The 14,984-nt window shown below is 45.5% G+C and carries 15 protein-coding genes; 11 read left to right on the plus strand and 4 right to left on the minus strand.

Translation table 11 applies throughout. The annotated features are described in order from the left end of the window. Positions 1-55 precede the first annotated feature (55 nt). From QNH28_RS01495 to QNH28_RS01520, 6 genes are all read left to right on the plus strand, one after another. Positions 56-979: an ABC transporter permease gene (locus QNH28_RS01495; RefSeq protein WP_283909870.1), complete on the plus strand. Its 924-nt coding sequence runs from the start codon at positions 56-58 to the stop codon at positions 977-979. Beyond that, a complete protein-coding gene (locus QNH28_RS01500; protein ID WP_283909871.1) occupies positions 976-1,779 on the plus strand; it encodes an ABC transporter permease in 804 nt (267 codons plus the stop codon). The genes QNH28_RS01495 and QNH28_RS01500 overlap by 4 nt, the downstream gene beginning before the upstream one ends. Then, positions 1,776-2,819, plus strand: coding sequence for an ABC transporter ATP-binding protein (locus QNH28_RS01505; RefSeq protein ID WP_283909872.1), 1,044 nt, complete (start codon positions 1,776-1,778; stop codon positions 2,817-2,819). The genes QNH28_RS01500 and QNH28_RS01505 overlap by 4 nt, the downstream gene beginning before the upstream one ends. A 14-nt stretch (positions 2,820-2,833) precedes the next feature. Beyond that, positions 2,834-3,700, plus strand: coding sequence for an alkaline phosphatase family protein (locus tag QNH28_RS01510; protein ID WP_283912012.1), 867 nt, complete (start codon positions 2,834-2,836; stop codon positions 3,698-3,700). A 110-nt stretch (positions 3,701-3,810) separates the two neighbouring features. Beyond that, entirely contained in the window at positions 3,811-4,110 is a 300-nt protein-coding gene (locus QNH28_RS01515) for a hypothetical protein (protein WP_481858346.1), read from the plus strand. Between the two features lie 111 nt (positions 4,111-4,221). Next, a complete protein-coding gene (locus tag QNH28_RS01520; protein ID WP_042123499.1) occupies positions 4,222-4,458 on the plus strand; it encodes a DUF6953 family protein in 237 nt (78 codons plus the stop codon). A 98-nt stretch (positions 4,459-4,556) separates the two neighbouring features. Here the strand turns inward: QNH28_RS01520 and QNH28_RS01525 are convergent, their stop codons facing one another. The 3 genes from QNH28_RS01525 to QNH28_RS01535 are packed head-to-tail and all read right to left on the minus strand — an operon-like array spanning position 4,557 to position 7,919. After that, positions 4,557-5,636 carry a mannose-1-phosphate guanylyltransferase gene (locus tag QNH28_RS01525; protein ID WP_283909873.1) on the minus strand — a complete coding sequence of 360 codons (1,080 nt, stop codon included), beginning with the start codon at positions 5,634-5,636 and terminating at the stop codon, positions 4,557-4,559. After that, on the minus strand, positions 5,629-6,735 hold the full coding sequence (locus QNH28_RS01530) for a glycosyltransferase (protein ID WP_283909874.1): 1,107 nt from the start codon (positions 6,733-6,735) through the stop codon (positions 5,629-5,631). The genes QNH28_RS01525 and QNH28_RS01530 overlap by 8 nt, the downstream gene beginning before the upstream one ends. Then, the gene (locus QNH28_RS01535; RefSeq protein ID WP_283909875.1) at positions 6,735-7,919 is read right to left on the minus strand and encodes a glycosyltransferase family 4 protein; all 1,185 of its coding nucleotides are present in this window, start codon (positions 7,917-7,919) and stop codon (positions 6,735-6,737) included. The genes QNH28_RS01530 and QNH28_RS01535 overlap by 1 nt, the downstream gene beginning before the upstream one ends. Positions 7,920-8,129: 210 nt before the next feature. Between QNH28_RS01535 and QNH28_RS01540 the strand changes: the two genes are divergently transcribed. The 3 genes from QNH28_RS01540 (at position 8,130) to QNH28_RS01550 (ending at position 10,003) form a co-directional block, all read left to right on the plus strand. After that, the gene (locus QNH28_RS01540; protein WP_283909876.1) at positions 8,130-8,429 is read left to right on the plus strand and encodes a helix-turn-helix domain-containing protein; all 300 of its coding nucleotides are present in this window, start codon (positions 8,130-8,132) and stop codon (positions 8,427-8,429) included. Further along, positions 8,395-9,351: a DUF1861 family protein gene (locus QNH28_RS01545; RefSeq protein WP_283909877.1), complete on the plus strand. Its 957-nt coding sequence runs from the start codon at positions 8,395-8,397 to the stop codon at positions 9,349-9,351. Before QNH28_RS01540 ends, QNH28_RS01545 begins: the two co-directional genes overlap by 35 nt. Before the next feature lie 70 nt (positions 9,352-9,421). Further along, positions 9,422-10,003 carry a 50S ribosomal protein L25 gene (locus QNH28_RS01550; protein WP_283909878.1) on the plus strand — a complete coding sequence of 194 codons (582 nt, stop codon included), beginning with the start codon at positions 9,422-9,424 and terminating at the stop codon, positions 10,001-10,003. A 59-nt stretch (positions 10,004-10,062) separates the two neighbouring features. On the opposite strand, the gene QNH28_RS01555 is transcribed toward QNH28_RS01550, so the two are convergent. Further along, positions 10,063-12,375, minus strand: coding sequence for a UvrD-helicase domain-containing protein (locus QNH28_RS01555; protein WP_481858373.1), 2,313 nt, complete (start codon positions 12,373-12,375; stop codon positions 10,063-10,065). Positions 12,376-12,692: 317 nt separating this feature from the next. On the opposite strand from QNH28_RS01555, the gene QNH28_RS01560 reads away from it, so the two are divergent. Together QNH28_RS01560 and QNH28_RS01565 are read left to right on the plus strand one after the other, a co-directional pair. Beyond that, positions 12,693-13,529, plus strand: coding sequence for a DUF6492 family protein (locus QNH28_RS01560; RefSeq protein ID WP_283909880.1), 837 nt, complete (start codon positions 12,693-12,695; stop codon positions 13,527-13,529). A 2-nt stretch (positions 13,530-13,531) separates the two neighbouring features. Continuing rightward, entirely contained in the window at positions 13,532-14,902 is a 1,371-nt protein-coding gene (locus tag QNH28_RS01565) for a sugar phosphate nucleotidyltransferase (RefSeq protein WP_283909881.1), read from the plus strand. Positions 14,903-14,984 lie beyond the last annotated feature (82 nt).

The following is a 14,984-nucleotide window of genomic DNA, read 5'->3' on the forward strand; positions in this document are numbered from 1 at the left end:
CGTTACGATGCCGTAAGGCGCCCTTGTTCTATTCCCGCGACAAGGAGTGAGGAAGTTGAAACAGAAAAGCCGCGGTGTGATCCTGGCACTCATTCCGTTTGCACTGATGGTGTTGGCATTTCAGCTGGTACCTGTATTGTCCATGCTGACGGGAAGTTTCCAAAAGGCAGATGGAACTGGGCTTACGCTAGGCAATTATCTGCATGCACTGCAAAGTGCCTATTACATGCAGGCAATCAAGAACAGCTTGCTGATCTCTTTAACCTCAAGTCTGATAGGGATCATTGTCGGACTTTTTTGTGCATATTGTATTACTTGGTTCACTCCGAGAGTAAGAGACAGACTCTTAATGCTGTCTAATATGACCTCTAACTTCGCAGGAGTTCCGCTGGCTTTTGCATATATTATTTTGCTCGGAAATAACGGGGTATTTACGCTCCTATTCAAACAGTGGGGCTGGAGTGTTTTTACCGATTTTGATTTATATAGCTGGTCTGGTCTGATTCTGGTGTATGTCTATTTTCAGGTTCCATTAGCCTTACTGCTCTTGTATCCATCCTTTTACGGCATTCGTGAGCAGTGGAGAGAAGCGGCGTCCTTGCTGGGGGCAGGGCCATGGCAGTTCTGGAAGACGATTGGGCTGCCAATTCTAACTCCGGCAATCTTCGGCACACTGGGGATACTGTTTGCTAATGCGATGGGTGCTTATGCCACGGCATATGCTTTGGTTGGCGGGAATTATAATCTGCTGGCGGTACGTATCGGTTCACTGGTTGCTGGAGATGTGGTTACTCAGCCAGAAATGGGGAGTACGCTTGCTGTTTTGCTGGGTCTGACTACGATTTTGGCCGTCTATTTGAATCATCTGATGGTTCGGCGTACGGAGAGATTTGGAGCTAAAGCGCTCAGTAAACCGGATGTAAAAACCAAATCTTCTCGGCGCTTGTGGACGGCAGCTAGTGAGGAGGTGGGGCAATGAATATACGTAAAGCAGGCTTCGCTCCACGCACTTTCATGCTAATGCTCATGGTGTATTTATTACTTCCACTGTTAGCAACCGGTATATATGCCTTCGCTCAGGACTGGCAGAATACCTTATTGCCTCAAGCTTGGACACTGAATTGGTTCGGAGAAATGTTTAAGGATATTCGTTTTTTGGAGGCGCTTTGGACCTCGCTGTATTTATGCCTGATCAGCGTTGTGCTGAGTCTGACCGTGATGCTGCCAGCTGTTTTTGTGATCACCATTTATTTTCCTCGCTGGGAAAGCTTTATGAAAGTGATTGTTGTTCTGCCTTACGCGGTGCCCGGTGTAGTGGCTGCGGTGGGGCTTATTCGTACCTATTCCTCTGGTCCTTTTAATATCGCTGGAACAGCTTATTTATTGGTGGGGGCTTATTTTGTGGTCATTCTTCCCTATATGTATCAGGGCATTCGCAATAGTCTGTTGACCGTTAACGCCGTAGAACTGCTGCATGCTGCGGAATTGCTGGGTGCCCGCCGTAGAACGGCTTTTGTGAATGTGATTTTGCCAAATATCTGGCCTGGCGTTATCGTCTCTGCCTTATTATCATTCTCCGTTCTGTTCGGCGAATTTGTCCTTACAAACATGCTAGTTGGCGGGCATATTCAGACGATTCAGGTGTATCTATATCAAAGAATGGGCGAAAGCGGACATTTAGCCAGTGCGATTGCTATCTCGTATTTTCTGTTTATTCTTGTCCTTTCGATGGTACTAATGAAGCTTGGCAAAAAGATGGGAGGAGGCGTTAAGGGATGAACGATTATCTGAAGCTGCAGGGTATACGCAAAATGTTCGGTGATACCTGTGTGCTAGACAATATAGATTTGGAGATTCGTGAAGGGGAGCTTGTGACGCTATTGGGCCCCTCCGGTTGTGGAAAAAGCACGTTACTTCGCTGCATAGCTGGCCTTTCGGAGCTGGATGGTGGCAGAATTCTTTTAGAGAATAAAGATCTGGCAAATCTGCCGCCCCGTAAACGCGAGGTGGGGATGGTGTTCCAGTCTTATGCTCTGTTCCCTAATCTGACAGTGAGCCAAAATATCGAGTATGGAATGAAGATGCGTGGTTTATCTAAAGCCGCCCGACGTAGCCGCTGCGAGGAATTGCTAGCTTTAGTCGATCTAGAGGAGAAGCGGGATGTCTATCCGCAGTCACTCTCCGGTGGACAGCAGCAGCGGGTAGCGCTGGCTCGTTCTCTAGCCGTGCAGCCCAAAGTATTACTGCTGGATGAACCCCTGAGTGCACTCGATGCCAAGATCCGTAAGAATCTACGTGCTGAAATTCGTGATATTCAGAAGCGCTTTAACATGACGACCTTATTCGTTACTCATGATCAGGAAGAAGCGCTGATTCTATCCGACCGCATCTGCATTATGAACGGTGGACGCATCGTCCAAGATGGAACACCGGAAGGACTGTACACCGCGCCGCGCACAGAGTTCGTCGCTCGGTTCATGGGCAGTTATAACGTATTGACTAGGCCAGAGGTGATGGCGCTGTTCCAGGGAATAGATAGTGGTATGGACAGCTTTGCCATTCGCCCTGAAGCCGTAACGTTACTGCATGAGGGAGCGGGTCAACAGGAGGCTGCTACCGGAGCACAACTGGTGAATGGAGTGATTAAGTCGGTATCTGTGCTAGGCAATATCATTCGATGTACGGTTGAGGCTGAAGGAATCCGCTTAACGGTTGATCTTTTAAATGATGGACGCTGGTTGCGGGTTGGAGAAGGGGAGAAAGTCACATTAGCGCTGAACCCTTCCGAGCTTTTACATTTAGAGCGAGAAGGAGCGTGAGTAGATTGACGGAAATGACCAATAAACTCATTGTGGTTGTCTTGGATGGACTTAGATATGATGCAGCTCGCAAATACATGGGGTATATGGAGCATCTTGTGGAGCAGGGATCCGTATCTTGTTATCGAGTACAGTCGGAGTTACCCAGTCTGTCGCGCCCGCTTTATGAAGTACTCTTGACGGGTACACCCGTGTCCAAAAATGGAATTACGGCCAACCATATTGTGAGACCAAGCCATGAAGAGAGTGTATTTCATTTGGCAGTAGACGCTAATTTGCGAACTGCTGCTGTCGCCTATCATTGGGTCAGTGAGCTTTATAATTCAGCCCCCTTTGACCCGCTGGCAGATCGCCATCAGCATAATGTGATGAAGCCAATTCAGCATGGCAGCTTTTATTTCGAGGATCACTATCCTGACAGTCATGTGTTTGCCGACGCTGTGTACTTACGGAGTGCTTATGATCCGCATTTTCTATACATTCACTCCATGAATATAGATGACGCCGGACATCGTTATGGCGGTGAGAGCAAGGAATATGAGCTTTCAGTTCGTAACGCCGATGGACTGCTAGCCACTGTTTTGCCTATTTGGATGGAGCAGGGGTATAAGATTCTGATTACGGCAGATCATGGAATGAACGCAAATGGGTACCATGGAGGGGTAACCTCTTCCGAGCGGGATGTGCCGTTATATACGTTCGGAGTAGATGTATTACCACTAGAAAAAGAGGATCAAGCAATTCCCCAGTTACGGCTAGCTCCGCTAATGTGCCATTGCTTGGGGCTTGCACCTTCGGCTGCAATGAGCAAGGAGGGATTACCTCCTTTTGTACAGAAGCAACCACATCATGAAGTGGATGAACCTGTGATTTTAGGATGAAAAATAAATAATAAAGCTGATAAAAATCATATACGGGAAAGCTGGGTTTTTGTATAATAAATAGTATATTTTACCTATTAGGAGGTTGTCTTCTGAGCGCTTCTAAAGCTATGAAATGGATTACAGGCTCGTTTGAAATTATTTTGGCAATTCCAATCTTAGGTGCTGCTATTGTGATTGGCACTTGGTACTCCGCATTGGGATTTATGTTTATTCTTCATCTAATTACTTTGATTTTATCTTTAAAGAACAACGAATCTATCTATGGTTCAGTGCTCGGAATTGTAACTTCTTTATTGGCTTGGATTCCAATAGTGGGATGGGTATTACACTTGATTACAGGGATTGTGTTGATGGTAAGTGGAGGGCAGAAGACTCGTTATCCATCCAACCATATATATCCACAATGATGTAAAATGACTTGAATACAGCCCGATTCGGACGTTTGTCCGGTCGGGCTGTATTCATGTTATAATGAGGGCACATTTTAGCATGAAGTACATGAAAGGAGGCACATCCATATGGAAGTAACAGCACAAGATGTAGCGGAATGGATGGTTAAGGAAATTCGGTTTACGGGTACCTTGTATCAGACCGCGGCGATTGAATATGTAAAAGAGAATTTTGGAGAACAATTTGTATTTGTGAATGAGAATGGCAATGCCTCACTGTCCAAGGAAGTAAAGAAAGCTTTCCGGAAGCTGCACGGCGGCAAAATCGCGTGGGATCGCGATGGATTTTTGTGGGCGTGGACTTAAGCTTGGCGCTTAAAAAACATTTACCAATCGTTCAACTTATATAATTAGATGAAAAACGGACCATTCATGTACTGCAATGGTCCGTCTTTTTGTTTTTTCTAGATATATTCTGTCATTCCTTGTTCCTTTAGAAGCTCAACGATATCTTTGACAGATTGTGCTTTGTTCTTGGGACAGATTAATAGTGCATCCCCAGTATCAGCAATGATGAACCCGTCTACACCAATGGTCGTGATAAGTCTGCCGTTTCCATAGATGATTGAATTATGCGTATCTATTCCCACATGATTGGCTTTTATAATGTTGCCCGAATCATCCGGAGGGAAGATCGACCCTAGTGCATCCCAGCTGCCGATATCATTCCAGCCAAATTGCCCAGAAAGTACTACAACTTCATCAGAGCGCTCTAAAATGCCGTAATCAATCGAAATATTCTGAAGTGTTGGGTATATGGCATTAATAACTTCTTGTTCCTGATCTGTACCCAAACAATCACTGATGGGCAGCATGGTTTTATAGAGTCGAGGAAGATAACGTTTAAAATTATCAATAATGACAGAGGTCTGCCAAATAAATATTCCACTATTCCATAGATAATTTCCGGATGCCAGATAACTCTGTGCATTCTGAAAATTTGGTTTCTCTACAAATTCATCCACATCATACACAGCTACCGGACTTGTCGCAATCGGCATCTTATCAAAGGCAATATAACCGTACCCGGTAGATGGGAAGGTAGGTTTGATTCCGATTGTTACGATTTTGTCTGACTCCATAGCAACCGTACAGGCTTCGTCCAATGTAAGACGGAATTGTTCCTCATCCGTTATATAGTGATCGGAAGGAAGGACAACCATTAAAGAATTACCATGAGACTTCTCTATAGATAATGCTGCAAAAAGAATACTCGCGGCTGTATTTCGCGCCACGGGTTCAATTAGAATATTAGCTTTCAGCACGCTACTATGCATAATACTTTCTAACAGAACTGCTTGAGTACGATTCGTAACAATAACTGTATTCTCCTGAGGAATAATCCCTTTGAAGCGTTCGATCGTATCGTTTAGCATAATGTCATTTCCGCTAATGTTCAGCAGCTGCTTCGGGATTTCTTGTCTGGACAGGGGCCAGAAACGTGTTCCGCCCCCGCCTGCCAGGATCGTAGCGTATTTATTCATGATGCATCACCAAATGGGCAATCGAGAAGGAGATGATACTTTCCGAACCTTGATTAAGATTCAAGCCTGAACTATGGATACCGTCATAGCAGGCCCCGGTTTGAGGATCAATTAAGGGTGTTTTTAATGAGTTATGACCTAAATACCATTGGTAGCATAATGAGGCTTGCTTCAGATAGGCGGGATCATGGAGTACTATTGCTGCTTCTTTACAAGCAAGCAGCATTTCACAGGCTTCTATGGGCTGTTCGTCATAAGGAGCAGCCTCTCCCTCCCGTGCCATCCATCCATGACTTCCAATTGGTTTATAATATCCTTCTTTAGTAAAGGTTCGAGAGGCTAGAAATTCTAGACTATCCTTTGCGGTGTGCTTTAAGCTGACGTTACCTGAAATTCCGTATGCTTTTAGGAGTGCCCATGGCAGCATGGAGTTTCCATAGGTAAGGCTGTCTTCGAACCAATTCCAACCGTTTCCTTTATTGAGGGTATATTGATTATGCAGTCGTACCGCCATATTCTCTATTAGATCAGTAATGAATGCTCTGGGTAGGAAAGCCGCCTCTTCCGCTGTGTTGGGTGGATGAGGATACGGAAAGGAATAAGTGAGGGCGTTAGGCGTCTCCACAAGATAACTTAATCCGATGATGGCATAGGCTTCGGCACGTGGGGAACCGAGCCTATCGATATGGGGCAATGCCTGATTGATTAAATAACGGCAAGTATTTAGTAAATTATCAGGCAATGTGGCTGAATGAGAGAGGGCGAATCCGAGCGCCCATATCGTACGTCCCTGACAATCCTCAGAACCGCTCTCCTCTAAAAAGTTACGGTTATAATCCATAAAGTTCCGGAAGTTTCCTTCTGCATTCTGCGCGTGATGAATAAAGGCGAGATAAGTGTGAATTAGTTCGAGTGAGGCTGCATCTTTAGTGCTGTTATAGAGTAAGATCGCGGCGATTAGCGCCCGTGCGTTGTCATCCGTTGTATAACCCTTCGCACGATCAGGGACTCCAAATTTGGTATGCTGAAAAATCCCTGTATCATCCGTTATGCTGTGCATATAATCGGGCTTGAACTTTTGGAGCGTGGAAATGTCCATCAAATCACACTCCTATTAGTAAGTCTGGAGATCATAATCTGTTTCTGGAATAGGGCCGCATAAGTTTTGGCAACTTCACTCCAAAGCATCGTTTTTCCAAGCTCCAGTGTGCGGTGTTCCATTTCTTTTACCATTGTAGGGTCATTGAGTAATTGTAGAATACGAGCTTCCAGAGAAGCGGAATCGCGGAATTTGGCTAGCAACCCCCTACCTTCAGCTAACATTTCCTCGGCATACCGATAAGGAGTTGAAATAATGACCCTTCCATAACCTACTCCGTAGGCTAAAGTTCCACTGACAGCTTGATCCTTACCTAGATAAGGAGTCATATAAATGTCTGACATGACAAGAGATTGAATGACCTCTTCCTGCGTCAGCAGCTTGTCGACGAAGAGAACATTACGTTCTAAATCGAGATGTTCCACAAGATCCATCAATTTTTGTCTGTAGACCTCGCCAGTTTCTAGTTTGACTACAGGATGTGTTTTTCCCCAGATGATATAAAGAGCGTCCGGATGTTGTCTGACTACTCCGTGCATAGCTTCTATGCTATATTCAATGCCTTTACCCGGGCTGAGAAAACCAAAGGTGGATAATATTTTGCGATCCGCAAATCCATAACGTTCTTTAAGCTGTACTCTCGATTCGGTCTGAACATAAGGCACGCCATGGTGAATGAATGCGATTTTGGCGGCATCGACCCCGTAGATTGAAATTAGATCTTTAACGGTGGATTGAGCCATAGTTACGACGTTAACACTTAACTCCGCAAGCCGATTGATAATAAGCCGCTGCTTGGCAGTAGGCTCGGTTAATACCGTGTGAAAAATAACGACATAAGGGATTTTGAGTTTCTCTACGAAGGGGAGTAAATATTCTCCGCTTTCTCCGCCATATATACCGAATTCATGCTGGATGACTAGTAGATCGACATCTGAGTAGTTAAGAAAATCAGCCGTATCTATATAATCTGACAGCTTGTGCTGCTCGATTTCTCTCAAGACTTGTTTTTCATAGGAATATGTTTCGTTGTTGTTATTGATGGCGATAATACGGGGGGTGTTGAAGCCTTTAAGGTGTACGAATTGATCTAATAAGTCCTGTGTGAAGGTGGCGATCCCGCATTCGCGGGGCAGACTGGTGCCCAGAAAAGCGATATTATAATTGCTGTTTGTATTTAACATTCAAAGAGCCTCCCTATGGTTTTGCAATTTTTGGAGATAAAAAAAGAAAATAAAGAGGACTTTATTTTCTATAGGGAAAGGGTATTTTATTTTCAAATAATGCAAGTTATTTAAATTATTTCCTGCACAAACTATAACATGACCATTTTTTCTTGTCAATTTATTGACTCTCCTTCATTCTGCATATATATTGATGTTGGAGGTGAATGTATGCCGGTCATACGCAGTAAATTAAGTGTGGTCATGGAGAACCATGATCCGAAACTATCTATACGAAAGCTTGCTAAAGATATTAATTATCACTTTGATTCGGTTCGCCGTATGTATAAGAATGAGATGGTACAGTATCCCAGGGATTTGCTCTTGAAGTTATGTTTATACTTTAATGTCCAGCCTGGGGAGCTCATTGGAATCGAAGATAATGAAGAAAGTGATTGTACGATAGAGGAAGCGATGGATCTTAAGGAGGACGGCCATGACAAGGAGAACGATCAAGCCGGAAACCTGTAACCAGCTATTGGATACATTTTATGCCGATTTGCGTGTAGCAAAGGTGAAGAAGTTAGCATTCTCTGGAGTTGGAAATCGCGATGTATATAATATAACAGCTCCGTTTCAATATAACGGGGAGGATGTACTCTTGGGAAGAGTTGAGGAACGGGATAGTGAGTTCTCTCAAGTCTTCTTTTTTACATGCGAGAATGAGGTTTGGAGTCCCAGGGTACATACACATACCTATAATCTGCAAGATCCATGTTATGCCCTCATTAAAGGAGAATTAATTGTTGGTGGGGTTGAGCTCCTTACGGCTGCGGATGATCCTGCAAGGATTGTCTCCTGGATCACTCAATTTTACCGTGGATTTGCGATAGATTCGTTATGTCACTTCTCCTCAGGTCCTGGCACGATGAAAGATATTCGTCTAATAGAACTTGCGGATGGCAGGATAGGCATTTTTACTAGACCACAGGGTGCCAGGGGCGGGAGGGGGCAAATTGGATTTACAATCATCCATTCGCTCGAAGAGCTTAATGAGCAGACTTTTATTGATGCCGAGGTGCTTCAAGATCAGTTTATTTCTGAGGAGTGGGGCGGCGCGAATGAAGCCCATTTATTAAGTAATGGTCATGTGGGGGTTCTTGGGCATATAGCCTGTTTTGATACAATGGATAATAAACATTATTATTCAATGGTTTTTTCGATCAACCCGGAAACGTTTGAAACCACGCCTATAAAGATCATTGCGGCCAGAAGTGATTTTCCAATCGGCCCTGGCAAAAGACCGGAGCTTAGCGATGTTATTTTCAGCGGTGGATTGATTCGTTTAGGCAACGGGCGTGCTGTATTATCTGTTGGTGTCAGTGACGCTGAGGCTTATCAGATAGATATCCCTGATCCTTTTTGCGAGTATGAGGTTAGTAGCTTAAATTGACTAGATTCTATGGTCATGTTATACTGAAAAGTGACAAGAATTTATGGTCAAAGAGAGCAGGAAATAAAAAATGAGTAAACTTATTCAATTAAACAAGCGTACTGGCGAAACAAAGTCCCAAAAGAAATTAGCGAGAGAACAGGGACGTATCCCGGCTGTATTGTATGGAGTGGGTAAAGATACTCTGAATGTAGAAGTGAATGAAAAAGAGCTGTTGGACATTTTGAGAAAGAATCCACGAGCTATTCTGCAAGCAAAGACATCTAACGATGTATCAATGCCGATCATTGTTCAGCATATTCAAAAGAATTCGCTGTCGGGCAAAATATTGCATATCGATTTCCAGCATGTGAACATGTCTGTAAATATGGATAGTAAAGTTACGATTCATTTTGCGGGTGAAGCAATCGGCGTAAAATCCGGTGGTGTACTGCAAGTGGAATTGTATGAAGTAGAAGTTCGTTGTATGCCGGGCGTTTTGCCTACTTCCATGGAAGTAGATATTAGTAAACTTGATATTGGCGATCAGCTGCTAGTTTCTGACCTGATTTTCCAAGATGGAATTGAAGTGCTGACCGATCCGAATGCAGTGATGATTCAGATTAAGACTGTACATGATGAAGTTGAAGAAGCGGTAGTAACTACAGCCTAAATATATATTAAAAAAAGCAAGTTTCCAGGGAAGAGGAAACTTGCTTTTTTGCGTGTAAATCATACGGGAACTTCTCGCTGATCCTTTGACATAGGTGAGCTGCATAGAGGGCAGGGCTTCGAGGTTAGATGGTCCTCCGCTCCGCCAGCTTTCATGCGTGTCCAACCAGGACAGCTGCTGCCCGTGCATTTCCATACCGGAACGACATGGGTTTTTGTTTTTGTTGTGGTTGTTCGACTGATCGGCAAAGATCTTGTTGTCACTGTTCTGCTCACCGTAGTCGCTGCTGTGGAAGAAACCGCTGAACGGAAGGCGGATAACATGAAGCGGGAGACCTCCGCTTTTTTACCCCGATGCTGTGCAGGTGAGCTGATAAATAGCTCCTCTCGGGCTCTCGTAACAGCCACATACGCCAGTCTCCGTTCCTCCTCTAGCGCCGCTAGACTTGAAGCTCCGCTGCTTGCAGCCGCAAGCTTGCGGTCTTTTAGCCGATCACCCTCCAGTGCAGAGCTGTGCGGAAGGATTCCCTCAGACGCTCCAATTAAAAAGACTACAGGAAACTCTAGCCCCTTAGATTTATGAATGGTCATTAATGCAATTCGGTTGCCTTGCTCTTTTGTGCCAGGTTGACGATTATGCTCGTTACGCTCCGTAACATTATCTATGAAATCAAGAAAGGCAGGGATGCTGTCGAAACGCGCCGCCGAGGATTCTAGCTCATCTAGCATTTCTTTTAACGTCTCTCGATGCAAGGTCGCTTGATGCCGTTCATTCGCTTCGATGAAATAATCGTAGAATTGGGTACGAATCTGGCGGATCGCTTGTATTGGGGTCAGTTCACGAATATTCCGTATTAGGTCTAGCCGATCTCTTAGCTTAGCCCCCTTGAAGTCTTCCATGCCAGGCATAGACAACAGATGGATTAACGGTCCTTGCTTGGGCTGTCTAGCCTCCATCTGGCGGATGTGATTCATGCCTTTTTCACGATTCATATATAGTGTAGGCAGGATATTCTCCATCGCTGCAAAATTCCGCCGATTCACGGAGAGTCGCAAATGATCCACTACCGGAGAGATCAGCCAGTGCTCGTACAATAATTGGCCTTCTCCATAGTCGATATAGGGAATATCGCGTAAAAGGAGCAGTTCGAGAACAGCCCGATTGCTGCTCGACGCCCGGTACAACATCGCGAAGTCTCTATATTCTCTTTTGCCGCTCGAAACCTCGTTTAAAATATGCTCGACCATCTGCTCGGCTTCTTCATCTGCAGTTTGCGGACGCATATACCGTGGCTGACTCCCGCTGCCTTTTGCGGCTTGCAGGGTTTTGGAACGCCGACGTGTATTGTGCTTGATAATGCCGTTGCCAAGTCCAACAATAGCTGGGCCTGAGCGGTAATTAATATCGAGCGTAATAACCCTTGCTCCCGGATAGAGCTTCTCGAACTCCAAAATGAACTCACTGCGCGCCCCGTTGAAGGAATAAATCGTTTGGTCATCGTCACCAACCACCATTAGATTATGCTGTGGGTGAGCGACCATTTTGACAAGTTCATACTGCAAGGCGTTGGTATCTTGGAACTCATCGACCATTACATACAAATATCTCATCTGCAATTCCTGCAAAAGCGCCGGACGCTCCTTCAGCATTCGATAAGCGATTAAGAGGACATCATCAAAGTCAATTTTGAAATTGTCTAGTTTCCATTGCTCGTATATTTCTAGAATGGATTTCATTTCTTTTTCGGCGGTGGTGCCTTCTGGCAAATCTTCTACCGTGCCCATGTTCATTTTGCAGGAAGAGAGCAGCGAGAGTAGGGTTTCCGGTGGATAAGCATCCTTCGGTAGTCCGAGCTCACGCATAATCTGCTTCAATAGGATGTGCTGGCGCCGTGTTTCGCTGAAAATCTCTTGCTGCAACCCCTGTCTGCGCAAGAAAAACAAGAAAAAAGAATGGAACGTACGGGCCTGCAACCGTGCGACGTCCGCTGTGCTTACTCCCGGCAGCAGCGCAATCCGTTCGCGCATTTCTGCCGCGGCTTTGCTAGAGAAAGTCAGCAATAGCAGCTGACTCGGCGAGACGCCGCGCACGGACAACAAATAACCGGTTCTGCAAATCAGAACCGAGGTTTTGCCGGAGCCTGCGCCGGCTAGTGTCAGCAGCGGTCCTTTATGATGCCGCACCGCGGCAATCTGCGGGCGGTTGAGCAGGATACCGCCTTCCTCCAGCCTACGGAAATAAGCGGAGTCTCCCTCCTCCCGCTTCACAAGCTCCTTGCTAGTCTGCGCTGAAGCTATTGCTGCTTGCGGGATGCGTTCGCCGGTTGCTCCCAGCGGAATATTATGAAATAAGAGCTTATTCAATAGATTCACCTTCATATATTTCTGTATAGAGTGAGCTCAACAAAACTAGTTGGAGAATGGTTGAGTTCATCTTAAAATGTGCCGTTTAAATAGGCTGCAAATTTAGCCAATCTACAATATACCATCCCAGCGTTTTTACTGCACAGAAAAAATGTTGGATATAGTGTGGGCGTAAGATGAAGTTTGGTTGTGTAAGTGGGGCTCGGTGGGCGAAATGTACGGTATAAATCGCCCCCTTGTCCCCCTTTTAAGTTTACAGTGAAGCCCATTCCCTTTCCTTATCCTCCTCATATCCTAAAGCAAAATCATGATATGGAGATGACCGTATGCCCTCGCCCAATAAGGTCCGTATAAGACATGCCGTTACCATAGATGTACTGATTCCGGCTATCGAGAAAGATTTGGCTACACTCCCCTATGTTATTGACGCTGTCCGAACACATGTTAAGCATCCGATAGGTCGAATTCTGATTGTTGCTCCAAAAAAGACACGAATACTGGATTTCTGCCGTAAAAAGGGCTGCACCTTTGTTGATGAGAATACGGTCCTCCCGATTACGAAAAAAGATATTCATTACCGTTCGCGCACATGGGAACGTTCTGGTTGGTTGTTCCAGCAATTGTTGAAGCTGAATGGTGACAAGCTGTGTACGGCTGACTATTTTTTAGTCATCGATGCAGATACGGTCTTAATCGCGCCTCATCGGTTCCGTGAGAAGGGAAAGACGATTTTTTACAGCCGCAATTGGAGTCAGCCTCAGTACTTTACAACCTATAAGAAGCTAATGGGTAAGAAGGCCGCATCTGCTTCCTCTTTTGTGACGCATTATATGCTGTTTGAACGCAGTCAATTGACTCAAATGAAAAGAGAAATTGAAGCAAAGCATCAGAAGCCTTGGTATTCGGCGATTATACACAGTATGAACCGCACTAAGCAATTTGCTTTCTCAGAATTCGAAACTTATGGGAATTACCTGTATTCGAAGGATCGTGGAGGGATGAAGATCCAAAAAGCTCGCAATAAAGGCCTCCATATGAATGCAGGTCAGCTGTCCAAGCAGAAGCTGAATGAGCTGGCGGAAAAATATAGATCGTTGTCTTTTCATAAACGGAAGGGGTATGTGAGAACAACAAGTAGTAAGTCTAGCGCAGGGGGGCGATAGGGTTGCAGATCGTACTCCTTTCAGGGGGATCAGGAAAGAGGCTGTGGCCGCTCTCGAACGAGATCAGGTCAAAGGCATTTTTAAGACTGCTTCCAACAGAAAATGGCGGCATGGAGTCGATGATCGAGCGAGTGTGCAGAGGGCTGGATGAGGCAGGACTGCTGGACTCAAGCTGCATTGTGACCCATCGCAGTCAGGTGGAGATTACCCGCAAGTCTGTTGGCGGTCAGATTGACTTACTGGCGGAGCCACAGAAGCGGGGAACTTTTACTGCGGTTGCGCTGGCAGCGAGTTATTTGCATTCTGTGAAGAAAATAGACCTAGAAGAGATCGTAGTGGTCATTCCGGTCGATTCATATGTGGAGGCTTCTTTTTTCAGACAGCTTCAGCAGTTTCCCAGCGTGTTGTCCGAATCACAAGCGGATATTGCCCTGATCGGTGTTACGCCTGAATTCCCATCCACACAGTTCGGATATATTTTACCGAGTGAAGGTTCAGGCGGTACGTCCTTTTTAAATGTGAAGCAGTTTGCAGAGAAACCAGATGAACTGACGGCGGCCGAGTTCATTTCCAGTGGAGGACTGTGGAACTGTGGAGTATTCTCCTGCTCATTAGGATACTTGCTTTCAAGTATGGTGGAACGGAAGCTTTCGGTGGATTACATGGAGTTATTGGAGCGTTATGACGAATTTCCAGAACGAAGCTTTGACTATGAGGTGCTGGAACGTACGCGACGAGCGGTAGTTATTCCCTATAGAGGGATATGGGCGGATATTGGCAGTTGGGATGCGCTTACCCCTCATTTGCAGGAAAAAGTAATTGGTAGGGGGAGCATTTCTGAGGATTCAAAAGGAACTTATTTAGTGAACGAGCTCTCTTGTCCCGTACATGTCATCGGTGCCCCAGGTTTGATTGTGGCGGCGGGTGCGGATGGTATTTTAGTTGCTGGGATCGAGCAGGCGAAACGGATTAAGCAGAAGCTGGAGGGTCATGCCGCGAAGCCGATGGTTGAAGAAAAGCGGTGGGGGAGCTCACGCATTCTGGATTTCTCACGAACAGCAGCAGGCATTGAGGTTACGACTTCCAAAATCACCATGCTAGCAGGGAAGCACACCAGCTATCATTTTCACAGGCACACCAAAGAAATATGGTCTTTTCTTTCCGGGAATGGAGAGTACCGTATGAACGGCGTTCTTCATGGGGTTGCAGCCGGAGACACGGTTACGGTACCTGCCGGTGCAAGACATGGTTTGCGGGCAATTACAGCGCTCGAATTGATCATCATTGAACTGGTGGCATCTCCTGATGTGGGGGATTATGTGCGTGTTTCTGCCGACTGGGAGGGGGAGGAAAGCGTCCTTGATAAGTTGTAAATCAATGAATTGAAGTAATTCAACCGGGTCTTTTTGAATCCAGCAGCATACTTGTCCCGGTTGACTTTTTGAGCGTAGGCTA

It is taken from the genome of Paenibacillus sp. G2S3, assembly GCF_030123105.1.
Classification (GTDB): domain Bacteria; phylum Bacillota; class Bacilli; order Paenibacillales; family Paenibacillaceae; genus Paenibacillus_AQ.

What these genes read in the sequence shown, in the direction of transcription:
- QNH28_RS01500 (WP_283909871.1), top strand. Translation starts at nt 976, where the DNA reads ATGAATATACGTAAAGCAGGCTTCGCTCCACGCACTTTCATGCTAATG.
- QNH28_RS01505 (WP_283909872.1), top strand. Translation starts at nt 1,776, where the DNA reads ATGAACGATTATCTGAAGCTGCAGGGTATACGCAAAATGTTCGGTGAT.
- QNH28_RS01510 (WP_283912012.1), top strand. Translation starts at nt 2,834, where the DNA reads ATGACCAATAAACTCATTGTGGTTGTCTTGGATGGACTTAGATATGAT.
- QNH28_RS01515 (WP_481858346.1), top strand. Translation starts at nt 3,811, where the DNA reads ATGAAATGGATTACAGGCTCGTTTGAAATTATTTTGGCAATTCCAATC.
- QNH28_RS01520 (WP_042123499.1), top strand. Translation starts at nt 4,222, where the DNA reads ATGGAAGTAACAGCACAAGATGTAGCGGAATGGATGGTTAAGGAAATT.
- QNH28_RS01525 (WP_283909873.1), bottom strand. Translation starts at nt 5,636, where the DNA reads ATGAATAAATACGCTACGATCCTGGCAGGCGGGGGCGGAACACGTTTC.
- QNH28_RS01530 (WP_283909874.1), bottom strand. Translation starts at nt 6,735, where the DNA reads ATGGACATTTCCACGCTCCAAAAGTTCAAGCCCGATTATATGCACAGC.
- QNH28_RS01535 (WP_283909875.1), bottom strand. Translation starts at nt 7,919, where the DNA reads ATGTTAAATACAAACAGCAATTATAATATCGCTTTTCTGGGCACCAGT.
- QNH28_RS01540 (WP_283909876.1), top strand. Translation starts at nt 8,130, where the DNA reads ATGCCGGTCATACGCAGTAAATTAAGTGTGGTCATGGAGAACCATGAT.
- QNH28_RS01545 (WP_283909877.1), top strand. Translation starts at nt 8,395, where the DNA reads ATGACAAGGAGAACGATCAAGCCGGAAACCTGTAACCAGCTATTGGAT.
- QNH28_RS01550 (WP_283909878.1), top strand. Translation starts at nt 9,422, where the DNA reads ATGAGTAAACTTATTCAATTAAACAAGCGTACTGGCGAAACAAAGTCC.
- QNH28_RS01560 (WP_283909880.1), top strand. Translation starts at nt 12,693, where the DNA reads ATGCCCTCGCCCAATAAGGTCCGTATAAGACATGCCGTTACCATAGAT.